The sequence below is a fragment of the Phytoactinopolyspora halophila genome, assembly GCF_003287285.1.
GTDB classification, from domain to species: Bacteria; Actinomycetota; Actinomycetes; order Jiangellales; family Jiangellaceae; genus Phytoactinopolyspora_A; species Phytoactinopolyspora_A halophila.
The window spans coordinates 24,566-49,769 of record NZ_QMIG01000009.1 but is presented as its reverse complement, the minus strand read 5'-3'; the positions used below and the strand labels follow the sequence as shown (position 1 = coordinate 49,769).

Below are 25,204 nucleotides of genomic sequence, written 5' to 3'. Positions count from 1 at the left end.
TCCTATCAGTAGATCAGCTGCGGCAGCCACAGGGCGAGCTCCGGGACGAAGGCAAGGAGAACGATGAGCCCCACGAGGGCCAGGAACAAGTACACGGACTCTCGCAGGTAGGCCGGGACCGTCGTATCGAAGAGCGAGCAGACGACGAGCATGATGACGCCGATCGGGGGCGTCAACAGGCCCGTGGTGAGCGTCAGCACCATGACGATGCCGAAGTGGACCGGGTCGATCCCCACTTCCGTGATCACGGGCATGAGCATCGTGGTCAGGAGCAGGATCAGAACCGTGGAGTCCATGAACATCCCGGCCACCAGGAGTGCCACGACCAGGACGATCAAAATCACCTGCGGATTCTCCGAGATCCCCAGAAGCGCCTCCATGATGCGCTGCGGGATCCGATCCCATGTCAGGCCATGACCCCACGTGCCGGACAACGAGATCAAGAGCATGATCATGCCGACGTCGTTGACGGTGTCTTGCAACGCCCGGGTGAACCTGGCCCAGGTGAGCTCGCGATATATGACCACCCCCACCAGGAGGGCATAGGCGACGGCGAAGGCACCCGCCTCCGAAGGGGTGAACACGCCGAACCGGAGTCCGACGATGAGGATGACCGGGAAGATCAACGCCCATACGCCGGCGAGCCCGGTTCGGACCACCGTGCCCAGCGGAGCCCGGCGCGATAGCTCACGCTCGTACCCCCGGCGGCGGGCCGTCACCACCACGGCGAGCATCAGCACCACCGTCATGAGGACACCCGGGACGACACCCGCGGCGAACAGCCGGCCGATGGAGACCTCGCCGAGCGTCCCGTACAGGATCAACCCGGTCCCTGGCGGCACCATCGTCACGATGACGGCCGACGTGCCGATGACACCAGCCGCGAAGCCGGGGACGTACTTGCGCTCCAACATTCCCGGACCGAGTACGCGGCCGTACATGGTGGCGTCACCGATCGCGGAGCCCGTGACGCCACCCATCATGAACGAGCTGACGACACCGACATGGGCGAGCCCGGCCCGCAGATGCCCCGTCAACGCCGACGCGAAATCCAGCAAGCGCCGCGTCATCCCGGTCTCGTTCAGGCAGTTCCCGGCGAAGATGAACATCGGGATGGCCAGAATGGCGAAGTTCTGTGTCTGCGTCAGCGTGACCTGCGGTGGGATGGTGAGGCTGAGCGAGCCCTCCATGAGGAAGAACAGGAAGCCGGAGATCCCGATGGCGAACGCCACGGGCATCCCTATCGCCACCAGAACCAGGAAGACGACGATGACCGTGATCACGTGACACTCCGCCGCAGCACGTCCATCGTGTGCCTGATCCGGTGTGCCGTGGTGTACAGCATGAGCAGGCAGCCGGTGGGGACGGCGAGGGTCACCCAGGTGTAGCTCAGCCAGGGCAGACCGTCGAAGCTTCGGTCGGCGGTGGTGTAAGCGAGTCTCGTCCCGAGCACGACGAAGGCCAGGAGGAACAGCGCGATCAGCAAGTGATTGACGAGCTGCAACCAACTGCGCACCCGCGGCGACAGCCGCTCGACGAGCACATCGATGCTCACCATCCGGTTGTGCCGCCACGCCACGTCTGCGCCCACGAACACTCCCCACGCGAGGAAGAACGTGGCCAGGTCCACCGCCCACGCAACCGGCTGGCCAACGGTGCGCGCGAGCGCCGAGACCAGTACGAGCACGGCTATCAGCGCGACGCACATCTGGGCGAACCGCAGCTCCACCCGTCCGAGCATCCCGTAGGGTCCCGGCTCTGTCCGTACCTCGCCGTTCTGCACTCCGTCGCCGCGACCGTCTGCTCCGCTCGCCCCGCCGGTCCCGGTCATTCCTTGCCGATCTCCGACCAGATCTGGTCCCTGACCTCGGTGAGCCCGAGGGCGTCGTAGGCGGCCTCCCCGGCTTCGCGGAACGCCTCGACGTCCGGGTCCTCGTTGATGGTCATGCCCTGGTCGACCAGCTCGTCCTTGATCTCTGCGATTTCCTCCTCCATGACCTGGGACGTCTCGCGCCCGGCACGGTCGGCCTCCTCGACGAGGATCTCCTGGTACTCGTCGGGCAGCGAGTTGAACCACTCGGCGCTGACCACCTCGAAATTGACCAGCAGGATGTGACCGGTCTCGGTGGCGTGGGACACGACCTCGTGGAGGCTTCCCGCGGGAATGTTCGCGTAGACCAGTTCTGCCCCATCGATGGCGCCTTGCTGGAGGCCGGGATACACCTCGCCGAAGTCCATGGCCACTGGCGATGCGCCGAGCGCCCGGATCGACTCCTGCCAGATCGGCGCGCCTGGTGTGCGGACTCGCAGGCCGTTCAGGTCTTCGGGGGTGTTGATCTCCTGGTTCGTGAAGAAGTGCCGGTGCGTCTGCACCCAGTTGAACGAGATGACCTTCAGCCCCTGGTCCTCGAGTTCGTCCAGATAGCCCTGCATCGTCTCGCTCTCGCGCAGGGCCTCGACTTCGTCGAGGCTTTCGACGAAGTATGGGCCGTTGACGACGGCCACGTCCTCCACGTACTGCCCCAGCCGTGCGGCATCGGTGTTCTGCCCGATGGCGGCGCCGTCCTGGATCTGCTCGATGATGTCTTCCTCCACGCCGAGTTCGGCGGAGGGGTACACCTCGATGGTCAGGCCGCCGTCGGTGCGCTCCTCGACGGCTTCGGCCCAGGAGAGGAATCCCTCGTGAAACGGCTCGGATTCGGAGAGTACGTGGTTGAAACGGAGCTCGTAGGTCTCCTCACCGGCCGAGCCGTTGTCGCACGCGGCCAGCCCCAGAGCCGCGGTTACGCCGATTGATAGTATCAGTGTCACTCTGCGCCGTTGCATGCTCGTTCCTCCCGAGAGAGCCGGGCGTGCAGTTTTAGCGTCATCTGGCCAGGTTATTGGGGTCCCGTCGGACCAGTACAGGCCATAGTGCCACCACCCGCACGAGCACACAAGTACTCTCTTTTGCGCGATGGGAGAGACATCACGGAGCCGTGCGGCCCGCGTCGCCCGGTGGATCGGGCAGGGAAAACTCCGCTCGAACCCGCACCACGAGCTGACGCGAGTACAGCTCGGCAGCCTCCGGCATACGCTCCACGATCGCCCGTGCGGTGGTTTCGTGGTAGTCGATCACTTCGGCGACCGGGACCGCCGGCGACAAGCCGAGCCGGGTGCGGCCCACGAGCACCGACCGCACGACCTGGTCGAGCGCGGCGAGCATCTCGTTTCCGCTGACGTGTAGAAGCGTTTCATGGAACGCGACGTCGGTCATCAGGTATTCATCTGTCTCGCCCAGGCCCTGCTCACCCAGCTCGCGAAGCCGGCGAGCGAGATCCACGAGCCGCTGGCGATCGTCCGGCGACGCGTGCAGAGCGGCCCCACGTGCGGCCATCGGTTCGACGGCGATACGAAGGTCGAGCAGCGAACGGAGCTGGGCGTCCCGGCCCGCCCCTGCCAGGCGCCACTCGATGACCTGCGGGCTCAGCACATTCCATTGGGATTCGTCCGTGACGATGAGCCCGACACGGCGGCGAGCCTCGAGCATGCCCAACGATTCCAGCAACCTCATGGCCTCGCGAGCGACGGTCCGGGAGATCCCGTACTCCTTCTCCAACTCCGCCAGGCTCACCACGCTGCCGGCCGGGAGTTCGTAGCCGGCGACACGACGCCCGAGCGAGTCGGCTACACGGAGGTGCAGCGATTCAGACGCCATAGGATCACCCGCCGACGGCCCGTAGGGCGCCATCCACCCCGTGGCGGCCAAGCGCGGTGTAGAACTCGGCCACCGCTTCGACCAGCTCCTCGTCGCCCGACAGATCTGGCCCGAAGACGGAGCGAATGCCCAGCACGTCGCGCACCGCTTCGTGGTCGTTTCGCGCGGAGGCCAGGAGGCGGCGCACGGTGTCGCCTTCCGGATCCCCCACGTCGGCGATAGAGCCGTCCGCGCGCTCCGCGGAGAGGGCGCGCATCCAGGCGGCGATCAACAGGGCGCCGTAACGGGGCAGCGCCCCGTCTGCGCGGCGCTGCCGGAGGGCACCCAGGAGACGCTGTGGCAGCTTCTTGCTACCATCCATGGCCACCTGCGCAGTGCGGTGGCCCAGTGCCGGGTTGGCGAACCGGTGCAGCACCTCGTCGCGGTAGGAGGAGAGGTCAACGTCCGGGGGCGGTGTCACCGTCGGTATCTGATCGTCGTTCAGCAGCCGCAGCACGGCACCCCGAATTCGCTCGTCCGCCACGGCCTCCGCGATGGTGTCGTGGCCCATCAGCACGCCGAGGTAGGCGACCAGCGAGTGCGCCGCGTTCAGCAGCCGCAGCTTGACCCGCTCGTAGCGCTCGACATCGTCGGTCAGAACGGCTCCGGCGAGTTCCCAGGGAGGGCGAGCTCCGGTGAAGGCGTCCTCGATCACCCACTGGGTGAACGGCTCGGCCACCACCACGCCCTCGTCGCGGAGGCCCATCAGCTCTTCCACCTCGGCGCGGTCCCGTTCACTGGTTGCCGGCACGATGCGGTCGACCATGGTGTTGGGGAAGGCAACCTGCGTGGCGATCCAGTCCCCGAGCGGGCCGCGCTCGGTAGCGGGCAGCCGGTCGACGAAGTCGAGGACCAATCGGCGCAACATCGCGCCGTTCGACGTGAGGTTGTCGCACGAGATGATCGCGATGGGTGCGCCCCCTCCGGCGCGGCGCCGCTGGAGGCCGCGCACCAGCTGGCCCACGACGGTGCGCGGCGGCTGACCACCGAGGTCGGCGGCGACTTCGTCGTCGATCCGCAGGCCGTTCGTAGCGGGATCTTGGCGGTACCCCTTCTCGCTGACGGTCAGGGTCACGGCATGGACGGACGGCGCCGCGATCTTCTCGACGACCGTCTCCGGTTCGTGGGCGGCGCACCGCACATCACGCAGCGCGCCCATCACCTGGAGGCGTGGTGCGGTGATCGCGTCCCGCACCAGCAGGCTATAGAGGCCGTCCTGGGGAGCCAGCTGCCCGGGCACCGTATCGCTTCGCTGGCTGAAGCCACAGATTCCCCAGGCGTGGTGTCCTTCCTGGAGCAGCTCGTGGGTGTAGGCGGCCTGGTGGGCGCGGAAGAATGCCCCCACTCCGAGATGCACGATCCCGGCCTCGATCGCTCGCGGATCGTAACCCGGGACTCCTCCCGCTCGTACCCGCCCGAGCGACGCGAGGCCCAGACGCTGCGAAGCCGTGCTCATGCCTACACACGCTCCCGTCCGTCGGGGAACCAGTTGCGTCGTCGATGGTATGCGGAGCCCACGGGCACGTCAGCGAGCAGGCCGACCGGAGTACGCTCGGCCTGACCTTATCGATCACCGTCCCGCACGTCGCCGTAACGCTCGTAGTGCACGGCCTCGGTGAGCGGACGGCGACGGCGCCACCCGGCACGTTCCAGATCAGGGGTCGAGGCGAGCTCCGACACCGGACCGAGGCACAGCCACGCCACGGGCCGCACGCCTTCCGGGAGGCCGACGAGCGAGGCGAGGAACTCCTCGCGGTAGAAGCTGACCCAGCCCACGCCCAATCCTTCTGCCGTGGCCGCGAGCCAGAGGTTCTGAATGGCCAGGCACACCGAGTACAGCCCGGCATCGGCGATGGCGTGGCGCCCGAGCACGTCCGGAGCTCCGCGCGCGGGGTCGTAGGTGACCACGATTCCCAGGCTCGATTCGAGGATTCCCTCGATCTTGATCTTGGCGAACGTCCCTCCCCGCTCGCCGGACAGCGTATCGGCGAACACCTTGCGCTCCTCCATGACGTGCTCGCGAAACGTCGCCCGCGTCGACTCGTCACGCACCAGCACGAAGTCCCATGGCTGGCTGAGCCCCACGCTCGGGGCCGAGTGCGCCGCGCCCAGGACCCGGTCCAGCACCTCGTCCGCGATAGGCGCGCCGGTGAACTCGCCCCGCACGTCCCGGCGACGTGTCACGACATCGTAGAAGTTCGCGACCACCGGTTCCGGACCCGTGACCATCAGATACCGTCCTCTCGTTCGTCCTTCGATGCCTTCCCGATCGCACCAGCGTGCGCGAGCACCCACGCCGCGGCCTCATCCACCGTCTCGACCGTGTGGACTCGCGGCCGGGACGGGCGGCGCACCACGACGACGGGCACGCCCAGCCGCCGCGCAGCGTCGAGTTTCGCCGCCGTGTACGTTCCGCCGCTGTCCTTGGTGACCAGCAGGTCGATCCCGTGCTGGCGCATGAGGTCGATCTCACCGTCGACCGTGTACGGTCCCCGGTCCAGCACCACCTCGCAGCGCGCAGGCAGCGGCGGGTCCGGCGGGTCGACACACCGGATCAGGAACCATGGCTGGTCGAGGCCCGCGAACGCCGCCAGGCCTTGCCGTCCCGTCGTCAGGAAGATCCGCGTTCCCAGCCGGGCACAAAGCTGCGCCGCCTCGTCGAGCGAGCCGGCCCACCGCCAGTCATCCGCCGCACCAGCATGCCAGCCGGCACGTTCCAACCGCAGCAGCGGGACACCGGCTTCCCCGGTCCCCGACGCGGCGGACTGGCTGATGCGCGACGCGAACGGATGCGTGGCGTCGACGACGCAGCGCACGCCGGTTTCCCGCAGCCAGGTCGCCAGTCCCCGGGCGCCACCGAACCCCCCGATACGCACCTCGCCGTCGGGCAGTCGCGGCGCCCGCACCCGGCCGGCCAGTGACGACACCACGTGAACCCCGTGGCGCACGAGCTCGGCGGCCAGTGCACGTGCTTCCGAGGTTCCCCCGAGCACGAGAACGGGGCCGCGACGTTCGTGAGCGCCGGCGTTCACGTCATACTCCAGGAAGGCCGGATGAACCGACAGATCGACCGAGATCCGGCCCGGCCGATGGACCGGGAGCGGGAGAACGAGCAGTGACGACGGAACGGACCAGCGAGGGCATGCGCTACGGCTGGACCACCGGCGCATGCGCGACGGCGGCCACCACAGCCGCATATACCGCACTGCTCACCGGCGATTTCCCCGATCCAGTCGAGGTCGTCCTCCCGAAGGGCAAGCGGCCCGCATTCGCCCTGGCCACTGAACGCCTGGAAGCCGACTCGGCGAGCGCCGGAGTGATCAAGGACGCCGGCGACGACCCGGACGTCACGCACGGCGCCCTGATCGTCGCGACCGTCCGCGCCGGCGAGCCGGGCTCGGGCGTCACGTTCCGCGCCGGTGACGGCGTGGGTACCGTCACGCGCCCGGGGCTTCCCCTCACGGTCGGCGAACCGGCGATCAACCCCAAGCCCCGCCAGTTCATGCGCGAGGCGATCGAACGCGTGGCGACGGCACACGGTGGCAGCGCGGACGTCGTCGTGGAGATCTCCATCCCGCACGGCGACGAGATGGCCCGCCACACCTGGAACCCCCGGCTGGGCATCGTCGATGGCCTGTCCGTGCTCGGCACGACCGGTGTCGTCGTCCCCTACTCGTGCTCGGCCTGGATCGACAGCATCCGGCGCGGCATCGACGTCGCCCGGGCCCTGGAGCTCACGCACGTGGCGGCCGCGACCGGGAGCACATCCGAACGGGTGGTGCAGGAGATGTACGCGCTGCCGGACAGTGCCCTGCTCGACATGGGTGACTTCGCCGGCGCCGTGCTGAAGTACCTGCGCCGCCATCCCCTTCCCCGGCTGACGATTGCCGGGGGATTCGCCAAACTGTCGAAACTGGCTGCCGGGCACCTGGATCTGCACTCCCAGCGCTCGCAGGTCGACTTCACATTGCTCGCCGAGCTGGTCACCACGGCGGGGCATCCGCAGCTGGCGGATCCGATCCGTGCGGCCAACACCGCCATTCACGCCCTGGAGCTCGCCCAGGATGCCGGCGTCGACCTCGGCACGCTCGTCGCTCGCCGGGCACGCGAGGCGGCTGCCGACGTGCTGCGTGGTGCACCCGTCACCGTCGACGTCGTGGCCGTCGACCGGGCCGGCGCGGTCGTCGGCCGTGGTTGAGAAGATCCGGCGCGTCGAGACCCTCTCCGGATCTCTCGTACCTGCACTCACAGCGATGACGGTTGCTTCGAACGGTCACGGTCAGCCGAGTACAGGAAGCTGTCGGGGAACCCTTCGGCGGCCAGCACCGGCCCGACGAAGATGGTCGCCGCCCGGGTGATCCCCGCGTCGCGGACCGCGCGCGCGATGCCGCCCAGCGTCCCGCGGATCACCTGCTCACCGGGCTGGCTTGCCTGTGCCACGACGGCCGCGGGACAGTCCGTCCCGTAGTGGGGCACGAGTTCGTCCACCAGCTGTTCGACCCGGTTGACGGCCAGGTGCAGCACGAGTGTCGCTCCGCTGGCCGCGAAGGTGGCAAGCTCCTCCCCCTCCGGCATGGACGTCGACCTGGCCTGCGCCCTGGTCAGCACCACACTCTGGCCCACGGCGGGCACGGTCAGTTCCCGCTTCAGCAGTGCCGCCGCAGCGGCGAACGCGGGAACCCCGGGCACGACCTCATACGGCACCCCGGCCGCGTCGAGGCGGCGCATCTGCTCGGCGACCGCGCTGTAGATCGACGGGTCGCCGGAGCACAGCCGCGCCACGTCGGCGCCCCGCGCATCGGCGGAGGCGAGCTCGTCGATGATCTGGTCGAGAGTGAGATCGGCGGTGTCGATCAGGTGGGCGCCTTCGGGACAGTGGTCCAGCAGCTCCGTGGGGGTCAAGCTTCCCGGATACAGGCACGTTCCGCACTGGGCAAGCAGGTCCCGGCCGCGCACGGTGATCAGATCGGCGGCACCGGGACCGGCGCCGATGAAGTAGACGGTCAACGATTCTCCTTGCTCGCGTTCCACTGGGTGACGGCCCGCGCCGGTTCCCAGCCGGTCAGCCCACCCAGCGGTGCGGCACGCTCCAGCGAGTGCCGCACCAGCTCGCCACCGTAGGCGGCATGCGCGCGGACAAGCGCCGCCTCGGATTCGAGCGTCACGGCGTGGGCGACGATCCGGCCACCCGGACGCAGCGCGGTCCAGCACTCGTCGATCAGCCCCGGGGTGCTCACCCCGCCGCCGACGAATACGGCGTCCGGCGCCCGGTCGGTCTCGTCCAGCTCGGTGAACGCTCGTGGCGCCGACGCCTCGACGACCCGCAATCCGGGCACGCCCAGACGTTGCGCGTTGCGCGTGACACGCCCGGCCCGTTCGGTACGCGGCTCGACCGCGACCGCCCGGTTGGAGGGGTGCGCGCGCATCCATTCGATCGCGATGCTGCCCGAACCCGCGCCCACGTCCCACAGCAGCTGACCGGGAAGCGGGTTCAGCCGGGCGAGGCAGCTGGCCCGCATGTCTCGCTTGGTCAGCTGGCCGTCGTGCTCGAACGCCTCGTCGGGCAAGCCCGGCACGGTGGCCAGCGGCCACGTTCCGGGGTCCGGCTCGCATTCCACCGCGACGACGTTGAGCCGCGCAGCTTCCGGATGCCCCCAGTCCCGCGCGGTTCCCTTGACGCAGCGCTCGTCGGCACCGCCCAGGTTCTCCAGCACCCACACCCGGCTGGCGCCGTAGCCGTGCTCGGTGAGCAGCGAGGCGACCAGCGCCGGCGTGGATTCGTCCGAGCTGAGAATCAGCAGCAGCTGGGCCGGCGCCAGTGCCCGCGCGATCCGGCGCACCTCCCGCCCGACGACGCTGATCACCTCGGTACGGTCCGCGGCCCAGCCCAGCCGGGCCCGTGCCAACGCCACCGACGAGACAGCCGGGACGATGCGCACGGCGTCGCTGCCGAAGAGCTCGATCAACGTCGTCCCCACCCCACTCACCAGCGGATCACCGCTGGCCAGCACCACCCGACGGCGGCCCTCGTGCGTCGCGAACAGGCGTGGCAGCCCGTCACGTAACGGCTTCGGCCACGAGACCTTCGTCACATCGTCGCGTGGGACCATGTCCAGGTGACGCTGACCGCCCACCAGCACGTCGGCCCGTTCGACGATCTCGCGTGCGTGATCCGTCAGCCCTGGCCAGCCGTCCGCGCCGATGCCCACGACGCAGATCACGTCCGCAGGTGGGATCGTCGGGGAGGGCACGGGGTTCACGAGAGTCACGGTAGCTTGCGTCCGGCAGACTGAACGGTATGGCCCTCACTCGACAGGAGGCGGCACTTCCCCGGCTCGCCATCGCGGCGCCCGCATCCGGGCACGGCAAGACCACTATCGCCACCGGTCTGATGGCGGCTCTTCGGCACCGTGGCCTCGAAATCTCCGGGCACAAGGTCGGTCCCGACTACATCGACCCGAGCTACCACGCACTCGCCACGGGCCGGGCCGGGCGGAATCTCGATCCGCACCTGCACGGTGAGGAACGTCTCGTTCCACTGCTCCTGCACGGCGCCCAGGCGGGATCGCGCCCTGCCGACGTCGCCATCATCGAAGGGGTCATGGGCTTGTTCGACGGCGCGCTTGGCACCGACGGATTCGCCTCGACCGCCCACGTGGCCACGATCACCCACACGCCCGTCGTCCTGGTCGTCGACGCCCGCGCGATCTCGCGCAGCATCGCCGCCATGGTGCACGGATTCGCCACCTACGACACGCGAGTGTCGCTGGCCGGGGTGATCCTGAACAAGGTTGGCTCCGAACGCCACGAGACGGAGCTGCGGGCCGCCCTCGACGGGATCGGCATCCCGGTTCTCGGCGTGCTGTACAGGTCCGACGATCTCGAGGTGCCCAGCCGGCACCTGGGCCTGGTCCCCGTGGCGGAGAGGGAGCCGGAATCCGGGCGCGTGCTCGACGCCCTGCGCGAGCGGATCGGCCGCGGCATCGACCTCGACGCCGTCGTCCAGGCCGCCCGCACCGCGCCGGCACTCGCGGGATCGGCATGGGATCCGCGCGCCGAGATCGCCGCTTCGAACGGCGACGACGCGGGAACCGTCTCTGATGATCGCGGGCACCGCTCCGACGGGCTCACCACCGGTGATCGGCGAGCCCGCCCCGTGATCGCTGCCGCGGCCGGGCCCGCTTTCACCTTCCGCTACGCCGAGAACATGGAACTGCTCGACGCCGCAGGGATCGACGTCGTCGACCTCGATCCCCTCACCGACGACGCGCTACCTGCCGGATGTTCCGGGTTGTACTTCGGCGGCGGATTTCCGGAGGTCCATGCCGAGCTGCTGAGTGCCAACGAGCCGCTGCGCACGGCCGTCGCGGAAATCGCGCGAACCGGCCCCGTCGTCGCCGAGTGTGCCGGGCTCACCTACCTGTGCCGGGAGCTCGACGGGCTACCGATGGCTGGCGTGCTCGACGCGTCGGCACAGATGACAGAACGGCGCACGCTCGGGTATCGCAGCGCCGTCGCCGCCACCGACAACCTGCTCGCACCAGCGAGCCAGCAGGTCACCGCGCACGAGTTCCACCGCACCCGGGTCACGCCGGGCCATGGTGACCCGGCGGCCTGGCAGTGGGACGGCCACGCCGAAGGGTTCGCGACCAGCCGCGTTCACGCGTCGTACCTGCACGTCCACTGGGCCGGACACCCCCACATGGCCCGCCGGTTCGCCGCGGCCGCCCGGCACCGGTAGAGTATGAGCCGCCGTGGTGTACGGGAATCCGGTGCAATGCCGGAGCGGCCCTCGCCACTGTGATCGGGAAGCTCCCGGCCTCATCTCCTGCACAGGAGAGCCACTGGACAGCGCGCTGTCTGGGAAGGCAAGCCGGAGGGTGTAGACCCGTTAGCCAGGAGACCGGCCACGGCACTGGATAGTCCGATTCCACGAGGTGATGGAAGGCGGTCCCCATGGCCGTATCTGCACGTGCCCCCCGTTTCCGGTTCTCTCGAACATTTCGCGTGATCGGCCTCGCGTGCGGCGCCGTTCTGCTCGCAAGTTGCGGCGGCGCCCACAGTTCGACGGAGAGCGCGACGGCGTCCGACGACGACGGCTCAACTCCCGGCGACGCCGATACCGACACGATCGACAACTGCGGCGTCGACGTTCCGCTCGATGGTGCTCCGGAACGGGTCGTCACCATGAACCAGGCGGCGACGGAAGTGATGCTCGCCCTGGGGCTCGAAGATCGTCTGGTCGGGACGGCGTACCTGGATGACGAGATCCTGCCGGAGTACGCCGACGCGTACGCGTCCGTTCCCGTCCTCGCGGACGAGTACCCGTCCACCGAGACCCTTCTCGACGCCGAGCCGGATGCGGTGTATGCCGCGTATTCGAGCGCGTTCGACCCGGAGCACGCGGGTGATCGGTCGGAGCTGGCCGAGCTGGGCATCCTGAGCTACCTGTCTCCGAGCGCCTGCCCGGAGACGCCGAGTGACGAGCCGCTCGACATCGAGCTCGTGTGGCAGGAGATCCGGGAGATCGGCACCATCTTCGGCGTCTCGGAGAGGGCCGATGAGCTCATTGCCGAGCAGGAGGACGCGCTCAAGGCTGCCGTACCCACGGACGACGGCCGTCCGCCGCCCACGGTGATGTGGTGGGACGGCGGTTCCGACGCACCCCGCGTCGGCGCGTGCTGCGGCGCGCCGGGAATGATGATGGACGCCGCCGGCGCCGAGAACGTCTTCGGCGACATCGACGGCAGCTGGACCGACGTCAGCTGGGAGCAGGTTGTCGAACGCGACCCGGATGTGATCGTCCTGATCGATGCCGAGTGGAGTCCGGCGGACGAGAAACGCGACGTCATCGCGTCGACGCCCGCCGTGAGCGAGCTGCCAGCCGTGCGGGAGCAACGGTTCGTCGAGGTCCCGTTCTCCGCCACCACCCCCGGCGTGCGCAACGCGGGCGCGATCGTGGACCTCGCGGAGGAGCTGGAGGTGCTGCGTTGAGCACGAACCGCACCCTCCGCACCGGCGCTTCCGCTCCTCGCCCGCGACATCCGGTCCTCGTCGGCAGCCTCCTGCTGGCCGCCGCCGTGGCGAGCGCCTGCGCCGGAAGTGAAAGTAGCTCCGGTGCCACCCAGAATGGCGCGGTCGAGCAGCCACAAGAAGGGGACACGACGCCGCTGAGTGGCAGCAACACCCCGCTCACCATCGACAATTGCGGTGTCGAGATCACCATCGAACGCCCGCCCGAGCGGGTCGTCCCGCTCAACAAGCCAGCCACCGAGATCCTGCTCGCCCTCGGCCTGCAAGACCGCATTGCTGCGGCGGCAGGCGAGCCCGACGAGCACGTGGCGCCCGAAGTAGCCGACTCGTTCGAGCAGCTCGACATCATGGTGGAGAGCGGGTATCCGAGCGCTGAAACCCTGTTCGACCTCGAACCCGACTTCGTCTACGCCGCCTACCCGAGTGCCTACCGCGAGGACGACGAGGGCGTGGCCAGCCGGGACACGTTCCGTGACCTCGGCATCCCCACGTTCCTCTCGCACGGCCGGTGCCCGGATCGGGACGAGAGCGAGCCGATGAGCATCGAGGAGATCTGGGCCGAGATCGAAGAGATCGGCACCATCTTCGGAGTGGAGGACCGGGCGGCCGCGCTCATCGAGCAGCAGCGAAAGACCTACGAGGACACGCTGGCCTCGCTCGACGATCTTCCCCCGATGTCGGTCTTCTGGTGGGACATGAAGACCGACGCGCCCTTCGTCGGCGCCTGCTGCGGCGCGCCCGGAATGATCATCGAGTCGCTCGGCTTCGCGAATATCTTCGACGACATCCCGGGCCACTGGGCGGACGCGAGCTGGGAGCAAGTCATCGAGCGGGATCCGGACATGATCGTCATCGCCGACTTCGGCGACGGTGACATCGACACCAAGCTCGACTTCCTGACGTCGGATCCCGCCCTGAGCCAGTTGCGGGCGGTTCAGGAGGACGCGATCGTCACGCTGCCGTTCGCCCGGACAACACCGGGCATCCAGACGGTCGCCACGATCGGCGTCCTGGCCGAGGCGGCCAGGAACCTGGACGTATCATGAGTGGCCCGCCCGTCACCGAATCCCCGCCGCCACGTTCCACGCACCAGGGCGAGGACGGAGCCGTACCGCAGGAATCGCACCGGCCGTCCTGGCGGAGCATCGGGGCCGGCGGGATCGTGGTCCTGGCGACAGCTCTCCTGGTCGGCTCGGTCCTGGTCGCGGTCACCATCGGGCAGGCCGACATCTCGATCCGCGAGTCCTGGACCGTCATGAGCGACCGGCTGGGGCTGGCCGCCCTCCAGGTCGACGCTCTCGGACTCGGCGCCCGGCATCCCAGCCAGATCCACGCGGAGGTCATCTGGGAAATGCGGTTACCCCGGGCGCTGAACGCCGTGGTCGTCGGCGCCGGTCTGGCCATCGTCGGCGCGATCATGCAGACGTTGACACGCAACCCGATGGCCGATCCGTATCTCCTGGGCATCTCCTCGGGAGCGTCACTGGGAGCCGTGCTCGTCATCGTCGCCGGCCTCGGGTCCGGCCTCGTCGGCGTATCCGCCGGCGCGTTCGCCGGTGCCTTGGCAGCGTTCCTCCTGGTACTCATGATCGGGCAGCGATCGGGAACGTTGACTCCGGTCCGGATGATCCTGGCCGGCATCGCGATCGGGCAGTTCTGCGGGGCGGTGACCTCGTTCGTTATCCTGTGGGTTGCTGACCCGCACGCCACCCAGGACGTGCAGTTCTGGCTCTCCGGTTCGCTGGCGGCCTCCCGGTGGTCGTCGATGCGCATCGCCGCGGTGATCCTCGTCGTCGCCTTGCTGCTGTTTCTCTGGCACGCCCGATCGCTGAACGCGTTCACGTTCGGGGAGGACGCCGCCGCGTCGCTGGGTGTGGACGTCAACCGCGTCCGGTGGGTGCTGCTGGTCACCTGCGCCCTGCTCACCGGCGTGCTCGTAGCCGTCAGCGGGGCGATCGGCTTCGTCGGGCTGCTGCTCCCGCATGCCGTCCGGTTCCTCGTGGGCCCGGACCACCGGATCGTCCTTCCCCTGTCGACCCTTCTTGGCGGGATGTTCTTGTTGTGGGTGGACACCGTGGCACGCACCGTGTTCGACCCGCGCGAGCTGCCGGTCGGCGTGGTCACCGCGATGCTCGGCGTCCCCGCGTTCATCTGGATCCTGCGCAAACGGCAGGTGAGAGCATGACGAGCACGCCGCACGACGCCGGATCTCGCGACGCCGGCCATACCCCAGCTCGGGCCGGGCACTCGCCCATCCGGCACGGACTCGACGTCCACGACGTCAGCTGGTCGGTCAAGGGGACCGTCATCGTCGACGGCATCGAGCTCACCGCACCGGCGACGAAGATCACCGGATTGCTCGGCCCGAACGGATCCGGCAAGACCACCCTGCTGCGCGCCGTTGCCCGCCTGGCAGCACCGGATCGCGGCGTCGTCCACCTCGACGGCGTCGACCTCGCCCGGCTGCGCCGCCGCGACCTCGCCCAGCGGCTGGCCGTCGTCGAACAGCACGCCGGCACCGATCACGACGTGACCGTGCTCGACGTCGTCCTTCTCGGCCGCACCCCGTACCGGTCGGCATTGCAGGGCGATTCGAGCGACGACCGCGCGCTCGCCCGGCAGGCACTCGCACAGGTCGACATGCTGGACTTCGCCGAACGCCGCTGGAGCACGCTCTCGGGTGGCGAGAAGCAACGGGTCCACCTGGCCCGGGCGTTCACCCAGCAGCCCGCCCTGCTGGTCCTGGATGAGCCGACGAACCATCTCGACATCGCCCACGCCCTGTCGCTCATGTCGTTGGTACGCCGTTCCGGTCTCACCACGTTCGCTGCACTGCACGACCTCAACCTCGCCGCCACGTTCTGTGACCATCTCGTCGTTCTGGATCGCGGACGCGTGCGAGCCAGCGGCACGCCACACGAGGTCCTGACGCCGCAGCTGCTGCGCGACGTCTACGAGGTCGACGCGGACGTCGGGGTACATCCCCGCACCGGCCGGCCACTCCTGACCTTCCACCCACCCGACGAGGTGTTGCCGGACACTGCGGAACCCTGGATACCCGGGGCGAGCGCTACACCGGAAACGGTCGCGAGGGGGAGGTCATGAATCGCCAGATTGTTCTCGTGGGGCGCGCACTCGGAGCGCCGACGGCCGATCGCGCGCTCGGTGACCTTGCCCAACGGTTGGCCGACCGCGCGGGCGCGCCGGTGCGGGCGGCGATGCTGGACCACGGCGAGCGCTCGGTCCACGACGCCCTCGACGCGTGCGCGGACGACGGCTCCAGGGACGTGCTGATCCTCCCCGTCCAGGTCCCCCGGGACCGGTACGTGGAGACGTGGGTGGCCAAAGCCGCGGCGCACTGGATGCAACGGCGCCGCGAGGAACGGATAGACGGGCCCGTCCCCCTGCCACGGATCGGCCTCGCTCGCGCCGTGGGCGGGAGCGACGCCCTGGTAGACGCACTGCGCTCGGTCACGAACGAGCCGAGTCGCCCGGTGTCGGAATCACCCGAGGCGTACCGGAGCGCGAACTGGTCACAGATCGGCGCCCACCGCTATCACGTCCTGGTGTGCCGGGGACCACGCTGCTCGTCGCACGGCGCTCCTGCCGTCGCTCGGGCACTCGGAAGTCGGCTGCAGGAGGGGCCGGTCGGCCACGAGGACGTCCTGATCACCAATACCGGATGCCTCGTGCCGTGCAACCTCGGTCCGATCGTCGTCGTCCAGCCCGACGACGTCTGGTACACGTCCGTCGATCCCGAGGACACCGCCCGCATCGTCGAGGAGCACCTGCACGAAGGCCGCGTCGTCGAGGAGTTGCGCGTTCCGCGGACCATCGCCTCGCCCGCCCCTGGCCGCGCCACCGGCGCACCTGGCAACACGTCCACTACGGAGAACACATGAGATACGGATACCCGTTCACCGCCGTCGTCGGCATGGACGATCTGCGATTGGCGCTGATCCTGTCTGCCGTCTCTCCCGCCACCGGCGGGGTGCTGGTGCGCGGAGAGAAGGGCACGGCCAAGTCGACGATGGTCCGCGCGCTCGCCGACCTGCTGCCGCCCGTCGACGTCGTCGCCGGGTGCCGGTTCTCCTGCGCACCGAAGGATCCCGATCCCGAGTGCCCGGACGGCCCGCATTCCGACGCCGACGACGTGCTCAACCGCCCGGCCCGCCTCGTGGAGCTCCCGGTGGGCGCCTCGGAAGACCGGGTCCTCGGGTCAATCCAGCTGGAACGCGCGCTCAGCGAGGGCGTCACGGCGTACGAACCCGGACTTCTCGCGGGCGCGCATCGCGGAATCCTCTACGTCGACGAGGTCAACCTGCTGCACGATCACCTCGTGGACGTGCTGCTGGACGCCGCCGCGATGGGCCAGGTCAAGGTGGAACGCGAACACGTCTCCGTCTCCCACGCCGCCCGATTCGTCCTCGTGGGAACCATGAACCCGGAGGAAGGCGAACTGCGACCCCAACTGCTCGACCGGTTCGGCCTGACCGTCGAGGTCACCGCATCGCGCGATCCGGAGCTGCGGGCCGAGGTCGTCCAGGCGCGGCTCGCCTACGAGTCCGACCCGGCATCGTTCGCCGCCCGGTACGCCGAGGCGGAGCAGGAGCTCTCCCGGCGGATCGCCGCGGCACGGGAACGGCTGGGTGACGTCATGCTCACCGAGGCCGCGTTGCGGCAGATCACCGAGGTGTGCGCGGCCTTCGAGGTCGACGGGCTGCGTGCCGATCTGGTGACGGCCCAGACGGCCATCGCACACGCCGCCTGGGCCGGGCGCACCGTCGTCGAGACCGAGGACGTTCGCGCCGCCGCCCGGCTGGCCCTTCCCCATCGGCGCCGGCGCAACCCGTTCGACGCGCCCGGTATCGACGACGAGCAGCTCGACGAGGTACTACGCGATTCCGGCCCCGACCCGGGGCCCGACGATCCCGATCCAGATGGTTCCGGTCCCGACGATCCCGGTGGCGACGACCCGGGCCCGGGCGGCTCCGGAAACGGTGATCCACCGCCCGAGGGCGGTCCCGAAGGCGCACAGCCCGAGAGCGAACCCGACAGCCAGCCCGGACCCGGTACCGGTGGCGACACCACGGACGACGGTCCCGATCGGCAACACGACTCGATCGGGAACCAGCGCACCGCCAGCTCGTCGTCGACGCCAGCCGGCAACGGCACCGTGCAGGAGGCCGGGACCCCGTTCCGGGCCCGGCTGCTGACCGTCGCCGGGCAGGGGGCGGGGGCCGCGGGCCGCCGCTCGCGCGCGATCACCACCAGCGGCCGGACGATCGGTGCACGCGGGCCCGGCAACGGCGACGACGGCGGCTCGTCCAGCCCGCATCTGGTCGCGACGCTCATCGCTGCCGCGCCGCATCAGCCGTATCGTCGCGCATCGGCAGATGACGCCCTCCGTTTCCCTTCGCCCGGGACCGCCGGGTCATCGCCCGCCGTTCACCTCCGGCGCGAGGACCTGCGCCTGGCGGTACGCGAAGGCCGCGAGGGCAATCTCGTGCTGTTCTGCGTCGACGCCTCCGGGTCGATGGGAGCACGCCAGCGGATGCGCGACGTCAAGACCGCGATCCTGTCGCTCCTCCTCGACGCCTACCAGCGGCGAGACAAGGTCGGCCTGGTGACGTTCCGGGGACAAGAGGCCAGCCTCGCCCTCCCCCCGACGTCCAGCGTCGAGGCCGCCGCAGCCCGGCTCGAATCGTTACCCACGGGCGGCCGGACTCCGCTGGCCGAGGGTCTCGGCGAGGCCGCCCGCGTCGTCGCCCTGGAGGCGGTACGCGATCCCCGCAGGCGCCCCCTGCTCGTGATCGTCACCGACGGCCGGGCGACCAGCGGGACGGACGCGCTGCCGCGCTCGCGTGTCGCCGGCACGAAGCTCGCCCGCGAGCTCCAACGAGTCCGCGGAACGTCCGTCGTCGTCGACTGCGAGACCGGACCGATCCGGCTCGGCCTCGCCTCCTCTCTCGCCACGCACGTCGGCGCGGAACATCTGGTTCTGGAGGGCATCGACGCGGGCAACGCGGCATCCACCCTCACGTCCACCGTTCACGCACATTCAACCCACAGGAGGGCAGCCTGACATGCCTCAAGGCCAGCCGAGCGCCGTTCCTGACGACGGCCTCACCACTCGCCAGCGCCGCAACCGCCCGCTGGTGATCGTCCACACCGGCGAGATGAAGGGAAAGTCGACCTCCGCGTTCGGGCTCGCGCTGCGGGCCTGGAACCAGGGATGGGACATCGGGGTATTCCAGTTCGTCAAGTCCGCGAAGTGGCGCGTCGGCGAGGAGTCGGCGCTTCGTGCGCTCGGCCGCGTGCACGACGAGACGGGTGAGGGTGGTCCTGTCGAGTGGCACAAGATGGGCGAGGGCTGGTCCTGGGCCCGCAAGAAGGGCACCGAGGAGGATCACGCGACGGCCGCCGCCGAGGGGTGGCGGGAGATCGCGTCCCGGCTGAACGCCGGGCGACACACGATGTACGTGCTGGACGAGTTCACCTACCCGATCCACTGGGGATGGGTGGACGTTGACGACGTGGTGAAGGTACTCGCCGAGCGGCCGGGCCATCAGCACGTCGTCATCACCGGACGCAACGCGCATCCCCGGCTCATCGACGCCGCCGATCTCGTCCTGGAGACCACCAAGATCAAGCACCCGATGGACGCCGGGCAGAAGGGCCAACGTGGCATCGAGTGGTAACCATCATCCGCTGATCATGAACACTAGTCAGGCACATAGGGCGACTAGTGTTCATGATCAGCGGGTGGGGGAGGACGGGGGTGTGGATCTGCGCCATCACGGCGACGCGGAGGTCGCGCCCGGGATGGTTGACCTCGCCGTCAACGTCCGCACCGGCATGCCACCGGGCTGGCTTCGCCAACGGCTGGCGTCCGCGATCGACGGGATCGCCACCTACCCCGACGCCCGCCCCGCGGCAGACGCGATCGCTGGCCGGCACGGCCGGTCCGTGGACGACGTCCTCCCCACCGCAGGCGGGGCCGAGGCGTTCACCTTGCTCGCCCGGGCGCTCCGTCCCGGCGTCGACGTCCGTCGGCCGGTCGTCGTGCATCCCCAGTTCACCGAACCCGAAGCGGCCCTCGGTGCTGCCGGGCACGGCGTGGAACGGGTGATCCTCTCCGCCGACGACGGCTTCCGGCTGCGGCCCGAGCACGTACCGGGCGACGCCGACCTCGTCGTCGTCGGCAATCCGACCAATCCCACCTCCGTTCTCCACCCCGCCGATGTCCTCACGGGCCTGGCCCGCCCCGGCCGGATTCTCGTCGTTGACGAGGCGTTCATGGATGCCGTGCCCGCCGAACCCGAATCCCTCGCGGGGCGGCCGGACATCCCCGGGCTCGTGGTCTTGCGTAGCTTGACGAAGACGTGGGGACTGGCCGGGCTGCGGGCCGGTTACGTCGCAGGACCGGAACCGATCATCCGGGCGCTACGCCAGGTGCAGCCACCATGGTCGGTATCGAGCCTCGCGGTCGAGGCGATCCAGGCCTGCGTCGAGCCCGCGGCCGTCGCCGAAGCCGAGCGGCTCGCGCGCGCCGACGCGCCGGTCCGCGAGCGGCTCACGAGCGAGCTACGACGTCTCGGAGGCCAGGTGGTTCCCCATCCCCGGGCGCCCTTCGTCCTCGTCAGGTTCGACGACGGTGACCGTCTCCGGCAGCTCTTGCGCGACCTCGGCTGGGCGCTTCGCCGTGGCGACACCTTTCCCGGGCTCGGCCCGGAGTGGATGCGCATCGCGCTCCGGGACGAACCCACGATGAACCGATTCGTCGCCCGTCTCGGCGCGGTGCTGCACCGTGACGGCCACCAGGCAGAATAGACGGCCATGCGATCCTTCACCTATCCCGACGTCGGCGCCACCCGAGAAGGGCGCCGGCCGGCCGGATATCACCACCGCAGCGCGCGATTTCGCATCGCCCGCGGACGCGAGGCGTTCCACGCGGCGACCGAAGGGCTGATGAGCTGGAACGTCCACCGCCGCGCCGGCCTGTGGGTGCAAGCCAGCCACGACTACGCCGCGCCCGACGTGGAACTCGCCAGCGGCCTCGGCCTCGGTCCGCTCCGGATGCGCTTTTACGCCCGCGTGGTGTGGACGATCAACGAACAGGACCGCGTCGGGTTCGCCTACGGCACGCTCACCGGTCATCCCCTCAGCGGTGAGGAACTCTTGATGGTCGAGATCGACGACGCGGATGACGTATGGTTCGCCACTACCGTCGTCAGCCGTCCGCACGCGTGGTACGCCAGGCTCGCTGGACCCGTGACGAGAATCGTGCAGGGCATGGCCATCCGGCGGTACGCCACCGCAGCACGCCGGCTGGCTACGGCACCGTAATCACGACTTTCGCGACCGGGTTCTTTACGCTCGTACCGTGCACAGTTCCGCCCCACGCTTCGGCGCCTCGTTCCTGGGGTTCGTCATGTTCGCCGCCGGAGTCGCGGGAACATACCTGACCTGGCGCTATTTCGTGCAGACCCCGACCGGGCAGCGCCTCGACGACGCCGCTTTCCGCGGAGCGGAGATCGGCCAGAGCACCCTGTGGAGGGGAGCCGAACCGGTACTGGACATCGTCTCCGTCCCGTTCATCGTCATCGTGCTCGGCGCCGCCGCGATCATCGCATTGATGCGGCAACGGTGGATGCTTGCCATCCAGGTGACGGTCCTGGTCGGCGGTGCCAATATCACGACACAGCTGCTGAAGTACGTGGTTTTCGAACGACCCGATCTGGCTCCCACGCAGGGAGCAATCGCCAATTCTCTGCCCAGCGGGCATACCACCGTTGCGGCCAGTGTCGCCGCGGCGCTGGTCCTCGTCGTGCCGCGTTACACTCGGCCGGCCGTCGCGGTCCTGACAGCGGGCTACGCCGCTGTCACAGGTGTGGCCACCATGATCGGGCAGTGGCACCGTCCCTCCGATGTCGTCGCGGCCATGATGGTCGTGCTGGCTTGGGCCGGCCTGACGATGATCGTCACCGGACTCGGCACCCCCGAGCGGATCCGCCGTGCCGATCCCGCGATCGTCCCCACGGCACTCGCCAGTGGCCTGATGGCGGTCGTCGCTCTGGTCACCGGTTTGTTGGCCATGTCCGCCCTGACCGACGCCAGTGACCTGCTCGCCGCCGGCGATTCGCTGGCCTCACGCGACGAGCTCGTCCGCGCTTACACCGGCGGGGCATTCGGAGTGATCAGCATCACGGCCGTCGTCTTCGCGGCCATCCTCGTCGTACACCAGCTCGCGAGCCGCCCTGGTCCGGTGCGGGCGGTCGATAAAAAGGCTGGCCACGAAGATTCATACCGATGAGGGCTACACAACTGCTGTGTCGTAGAGCACACTAGCCTTATGACCTCTAGCACGACCAATCGACGAGTCCTGTCTACGAGTCCCTTCCAATCCGCAGCGCCGGAGCCCATCGAACCATTCGAAGTAAACGATCTTTTGACGCACGATCGTCACGGGATGGGCCGTGTCGTCGCAGTCGGACCGGATAACAAGATCCATGTCGATTTCGGCGGCGGAGCCCGGACCATCACGCTTCCGAATCCCAAAGTCACTCGCCTCTAAGCCGTTATTTCGGGTCCCGGCATTTCGGGATCCCGGTAATTTCGGGCTTCGTGCGGGGCGGTCACGGTCGGCACTGGTCCCCTTGGCATCCTCGAAGGATGCCGACCAAACGCCTCTCGATACCGCCAGAGCGGCTGGAACGCTGGCTGGCGGGTTTCGCCGACCGGCACGGACCGGCCGGGCACGAAGCCACGCCCGACGTCGTGACGGTGTCGGCAGCGGACGGAGCGTGCGCGCGCTGCACCGTACCGCTGGCGCCACTGGCGGTCGACGAACACGCACCATATGGCGGGTTGATCGAGCACGCGCGCCGTGACCGGCGCGTGGGCGTAGTCCTCGTGCGCCGAGGAGGCTACGCGGCCGGGATCTTCGAGGGACGCGAGCTCGTCTCGTCGAAGGTCGGGTCGCGACATGTCCAAGGCCGCACCGCTGCCGGAGGGCGTTCCCAGCAGCGCTTTGCGCGCAGGCGTGACAAGCAGGCTCGGGAGGCCTTCGATGCAGCCGCCGATGTCGCGGCACGGATCGTCCTGCCGCATGTGAGTTCGCTCGACGCCGTCGTTTGCGGTGGTGACCGAGCAGCCGTCAATCACGTGCTGGCCGACGCGCGCCTCTCCGAGCTCCGTGATCTGGTAGTAGCACCGTTTCTGCCCGTGCCCGATCCGCGGCTCGCGGTGTTGCGGGAAGCACCCGACACGTTCCGCGCCGTGCGCATCGAGTTGAGCGAGCCCGACACGTGACTTGCTGGCGCCGACCCACGTCGTGATCCTCGGCATATCTGCGGGCCCGGGTGCATTGAGAGGGAATACTGAGGCGTAATTTGGCAATGAGCATATAGTACGAGCGCTCATCGACGAGAGGATTACGCATGGCTACCTACTCGCTCCCCGACCTTCCGTACGACTACGGAGCTCTCGAGCCCCACATCTCTGGTCAGATCATGGAGCTGCATCACTCCAAGCATCACCAGACCTACGTCAACGGAACCAACACCGCCCTGGAGCAGATGGAAGAGGCCCGGGCGTCGAACAAGTTCGACATCGTCAACCAGCTGCAGAAGAACCTCGCCTTCAACCTCGCCGGTCACGTCAATCACACGGTCTTCTGGAACAACATGTCACCCGAGGGTGGCGACAAGCCAGATGGTGAGCTCGGTGCGGCCATCGACGAGTTCTTCGGCTCCTTCGACGGCTTCCGCGGCCACTTCACGGCCGCCGCTCTGGGTATCCAGGGGTCTGGCTGGGCGATTCTGGCGTGGGAAAGCCTCGGCGAGCGCCTGGTGATCGAGCAGCTCTACGATCACCAGGGAAATCTCGCCGCCGGCACAGTTCCGTTGCTCATGCTCGACATGTGGGAGCATGCGTTCTACTTGCAGTACAAGAATGTCAAGCCCGACTACGTCGCGGCCTTCTGGAACATCGTGAACTGGGCGGACGTCGCCGACCGGTTCAGCAAGGCGCGGTCCAAGACCAGCGGTTTGCTCACGCCGCACTGATTTGGCAAGCGATGGGGTGTGGCCAGCCGTTCTCACCCGCTGGCCACACCTCGATGTCGCCGCCCGGCCTCGATGTGTCACTATGGAGATGCGAAGAGCAAAGTTCGGGTCGCCGAACTTCCCTTGCCATCCGGGGGTGAGCGATGTTCAAACACCCACCCCGGCGTCACGAGGCCGTGCACGTCGTCGCCGTAGCCGCACTCGCCGTTGGCTACGTCGCCGTGCTCATCGGACTACTCCTGTCTCAGCTGTAGCGCCATCGCTCCAGCGGCCCGCGGGGCGAGCCTCACGGGATCCCGCCCCGCACGCCGCCGGCTCCGTCGTTTTCTCAGGTGGCCCAGTACCAGGACCGGGCACCGTAGGGGTACTCGACCCTGCTGTCCACGTGGGTGTGCGTGCTGTAGCGGATGATGCCGCTGAAGCCGCTGGTCTGGCTGTACGAGATGACCTGCGACACCGATCGGTTGCTGATCCGGATGTCCGCGGCGATGCCATACATGTGCTGGCTGTTGGAGGCTCCCCCGACGCTGCTGTTATGGCTCACGCTGCGAAAGCCGGAGTTGATGATGCAAGGGTTGTTGCCGCCCTTGCGCCGAACCGCTTCCAGCTTGTACATGAGGCGACGTACGTTCTCCTGGACGGTGGACGACCCCACCTTGCCGCCGCTGAAGCCACTCCCGTCCTTCGAGTGGAACTCGCTCCAGGCGAAGTGGCGAGTCGAACCGTCGGACGACTCCAGCCAATTGAGCTGGCCGTGGGTCTCCGGACCGGCGATACCGTCGACGGTCAACCCGTAGGCCGACTGGAATCGCCGCACCGCGGCCTCGGTCTCCGGGCCGAAGACGCCATCGACCGACACGTATGTCTGCCGGGCGCTGTCTGCTGCCCAACCGGCCACGCGAATTTGCAACTCGCGAACGTCGCTGCCGGAGTCCCCGTTGCGCATCGTCCGGGTCCAGTTGTAGGCATGTGCCGCAGGTGCCACGGCCACGGCCACGGCTCCGACCGTGGCGGCTCCTGCTGCCGCGGCCACTCCGCCGATCATGGTCCGACGGCTCAGCGTGTGGTTCGTGCGAGGTTCGGGTTCGGGTACCACAGCAATACCTCCCGGGTGGGTGACCCTGCCTGTGACAGGGATTCACGGTGGACTTTGCCACAGCATGCCAGGAGTTATACCTCTTGTCTGCCCTGATTCAACATATTCTTGCGTCGGATCGCCACAGTTAACGCAATGCTCGCAGCCATCCCACAGAAGACTGGAATATTTCCTGTTTATCTCGGCCGACGGCATGTCAAGAGGTCTAGTTACGCTCTCATCCGCACGCGCTGGCGAGTACGGCCGGCAATCCCACGGACACCGACAGCC

General features: G+C 68.7%; 24 protein-coding genes and 1 riboswitch. Of the genes, 14 read left to right on the top strand and 10 right to left on the bottom strand.

Annotated features, from left to right (window positions below; translation table 11 throughout):
• Positions 1–5: 5 nt before the first annotated feature.
• The 7 genes from DPM12_RS11065 to DPM12_RS11035 all read right to left on the bottom strand — a co-directional run bounded on the left by DPM12_RS11065 (position 6) and on the right by DPM12_RS11035 (position 6,768).
• Positions 6–1,283, bottom strand: coding sequence for a TRAP transporter large permease (locus DPM12_RS11065; protein WP_112258379.1), 1,278 nt, complete (start codon positions 1,281–1,283; stop codon positions 6–8).
• A complete protein-coding gene (locus DPM12_RS11060; RefSeq protein ID WP_112258378.1) occupies positions 1,280–1,831 on the bottom strand; it encodes a TRAP transporter small permease in 552 nt (183 codons plus the stop codon). The genes DPM12_RS11065 and DPM12_RS11060 overlap by 4 nt, the downstream gene beginning before the upstream one ends.
• Positions 1,828–2,826, bottom strand: coding sequence for a C4-dicarboxylate TRAP transporter substrate-binding protein (locus tag DPM12_RS11055; protein ID WP_112258377.1), 999 nt, complete (start codon positions 2,824–2,826; stop codon positions 1,828–1,830). Before DPM12_RS11055 ends, DPM12_RS11060 begins: the two co-directional genes overlap by 4 nt.
• Positions 2,827–2,968: 142 nt before the next feature.
• Positions 2,969–3,697 (bottom strand): FadR/GntR family transcriptional regulator, encoded by a 729-nt coding sequence (locus DPM12_RS11050; RefSeq protein ID WP_112258421.1) that lies wholly within the window; start codon positions 3,695–3,697, stop codon positions 2,969–2,971.
• 4 nt (positions 3,698–3,701) lie between these two features.
• The gene (locus DPM12_RS11045) at positions 3,702–5,192 is read right to left on the bottom strand and encodes a mannitol dehydrogenase family protein (RefSeq protein ID WP_112258376.1); all 1,491 of its coding nucleotides are present in this window, start codon (positions 5,190–5,192) and stop codon (positions 3,702–3,704) included.
• A gap of 107 nt (positions 5,193–5,299) precedes the next feature.
• Entirely contained in the window at positions 5,300–5,965 is a 666-nt protein-coding gene (bluB, locus tag DPM12_RS11040; protein ID WP_112258375.1) for a 5,6-dimethylbenzimidazole synthase, read from the bottom strand.
• Positions 5,965–6,768, bottom strand: coding sequence for a cobalt-precorrin-6A reductase (locus DPM12_RS11035; RefSeq protein ID WP_211658805.1), 804 nt, complete (start codon positions 6,766–6,768; stop codon positions 5,965–5,967). The genes bluB and DPM12_RS11035 overlap by 1 nt, the downstream gene beginning before the upstream one ends.
• A 110-nt stretch (positions 6,769–6,878) precedes the next feature.
• On the opposite strand from DPM12_RS11035, the gene DPM12_RS11030 reads away from it, so the two are divergent.
• On the top strand, positions 6,879–7,934 hold the full coding sequence (locus tag DPM12_RS11030) for a cobalt-precorrin-5B (C(1))-methyltransferase (RefSeq protein ID WP_425467589.1): 1,056 nt from the start codon (positions 6,879–6,881) through the stop codon (positions 7,932–7,934).
• Positions 7,935–7,981: 47 nt separating this feature from the next.
• Here DPM12_RS11030 and cobM read toward each other — a convergent pair whose 3' ends face one another.
• The gene (gene cobM / locus DPM12_RS11025; protein ID WP_112258373.1) at positions 7,982–8,743 is read right to left on the bottom strand and encodes a precorrin-4 C(11)-methyltransferase; all 762 of its coding nucleotides are present in this window, start codon (positions 8,741–8,743) and stop codon (positions 7,982–7,984) included.
• Entirely contained in the window at positions 8,740–9,996 is a 1,257-nt protein-coding gene (gene cbiE / locus DPM12_RS11020) for a precorrin-6y C5,15-methyltransferase (decarboxylating) subunit CbiE (protein WP_211658803.1), read from the bottom strand. Before cbiE ends, cobM begins: the two co-directional genes overlap by 4 nt.
• Before the next feature lie 38 nt (positions 9,997–10,034).
• Here cbiE and DPM12_RS11015 point away from each other — a divergent pair, with 38 nt between their 5' ends.
• The 13 genes from DPM12_RS11015 (at position 10,035) to DPM12_RS10950 (ending at position 23,838) form a co-directional block, all read left to right on the top strand.
• Entirely contained in the window at positions 10,035–11,477 is a 1,443-nt protein-coding gene (locus DPM12_RS11015) for a cobyrinic acid a,c-diamide synthase CobB (protein ID WP_112258372.1), read from the top strand.
• A riboswitch (cobalamin riboswitch) is annotated at positions 11,475–11,662 on the top strand. (Overlaps the previous gene by 3 nt.)
• 30 nt (positions 11,663–11,692) lie before the next feature.
• Complete coding sequence (locus DPM12_RS11010; protein ID WP_112258371.1) at positions 11,693–12,730, top strand: ABC transporter substrate-binding protein; 1,038 nt, start codon at positions 11,693–11,695, stop codon at positions 12,728–12,730.
• On the top strand, positions 12,727–13,815 hold the full coding sequence (locus DPM12_RS11005; RefSeq protein WP_211658801.1) for an ABC transporter substrate-binding protein: 1,089 nt from the start codon (positions 12,727–12,729) through the stop codon (positions 13,813–13,815). Before DPM12_RS11010 ends, DPM12_RS11005 begins: the two co-directional genes overlap by 4 nt.
• On the top strand, positions 13,812–14,954 hold the full coding sequence (locus tag DPM12_RS11000; protein ID WP_112258370.1) for a FecCD family ABC transporter permease: 1,143 nt from the start codon (positions 13,812–13,814) through the stop codon (positions 14,952–14,954). Before DPM12_RS11005 ends, DPM12_RS11000 begins: the two co-directional genes overlap by 4 nt.
• The gene (locus DPM12_RS10995) at positions 14,951–15,874 is read left to right on the top strand and encodes an ABC transporter ATP-binding protein (protein ID WP_112258369.1); all 924 of its coding nucleotides are present in this window, start codon (positions 14,951–14,953) and stop codon (positions 15,872–15,874) included. Before DPM12_RS11000 ends, DPM12_RS10995 begins: the two co-directional genes overlap by 4 nt.
• On the top strand, positions 15,871–16,671 hold the full coding sequence (locus tag DPM12_RS10990) for a (2Fe-2S) ferredoxin domain-containing protein (RefSeq protein WP_112258368.1): 801 nt from the start codon (positions 15,871–15,873) through the stop codon (positions 16,669–16,671). Before DPM12_RS10995 ends, DPM12_RS10990 begins: the two co-directional genes overlap by 4 nt.
• The gene (locus tag DPM12_RS10985; protein WP_112258367.1) at positions 16,668–18,854 is read left to right on the top strand and encodes a magnesium chelatase subunit D family protein; all 2,187 of its coding nucleotides are present in this window, start codon (positions 16,668–16,670) and stop codon (positions 18,852–18,854) included. The genes DPM12_RS10990 and DPM12_RS10985 overlap by 4 nt, the downstream gene beginning before the upstream one ends.
• 1 nt (position 18,855) lies before the next feature.
• On the top strand, positions 18,856–19,470 hold the full coding sequence (gene cobO / locus DPM12_RS10980; protein ID WP_112258366.1) for a cob(I)yrinic acid a,c-diamide adenosyltransferase: 615 nt from the start codon (positions 18,856–18,858) through the stop codon (positions 19,468–19,470).
• 82 nt (positions 19,471–19,552) lie between these two features.
• Complete coding sequence (cobC, locus tag DPM12_RS10975; RefSeq protein ID WP_245951252.1) at positions 19,553–20,602, top strand: Rv2231c family histidinol phosphate aminotransferase CobC; 1,050 nt, start codon at positions 19,553–19,555, stop codon at positions 20,600–20,602.
• Positions 20,603–20,608: 6 nt separating this feature from the next.
• Positions 20,609–21,118: a DUF1990 domain-containing protein gene (locus DPM12_RS10970; protein ID WP_112258364.1), complete on the top strand. Its 510-nt coding sequence runs from the start codon at positions 20,609–20,611 to the stop codon at positions 21,116–21,118.
• Between the two features lie 37 nt (positions 21,119–21,155).
• Positions 21,156–22,085, top strand: a complete 930-nt coding sequence (locus tag DPM12_RS10965; protein WP_112258363.1) for a phosphatase PAP2 family protein — start codon at positions 21,156–21,158, stop codon at positions 22,083–22,085.
• A 359-nt stretch (positions 22,086–22,444) separates the two neighbouring features.
• On the top strand, positions 22,445–23,083 hold the full coding sequence (locus DPM12_RS10955; RefSeq protein WP_112258361.1) for an acVLRF1 family peptidyl-tRNA hydrolase: 639 nt from the start codon (positions 22,445–22,447) through the stop codon (positions 23,081–23,083).
• Positions 23,084–23,211: 128 nt separating this feature from the next.
• Positions 23,212–23,838, top strand: a complete 627-nt coding sequence (locus tag DPM12_RS10950) for a superoxide dismutase (RefSeq protein WP_112258360.1) — start codon at positions 23,212–23,214, stop codon at positions 23,836–23,838.
• Between the two features lie 328 nt (positions 23,839–24,166).
• On the opposite strand, the gene DPM12_RS24130 is transcribed toward DPM12_RS10950, so the two are convergent.
• A complete protein-coding gene (locus DPM12_RS24130; RefSeq protein WP_112258417.1) occupies positions 24,167–24,883 on the bottom strand; it encodes a D-Ala-D-Ala carboxypeptidase family metallohydrolase in 717 nt (238 codons plus the stop codon).
• Positions 24,884–25,204 lie beyond the last annotated feature (321 nt).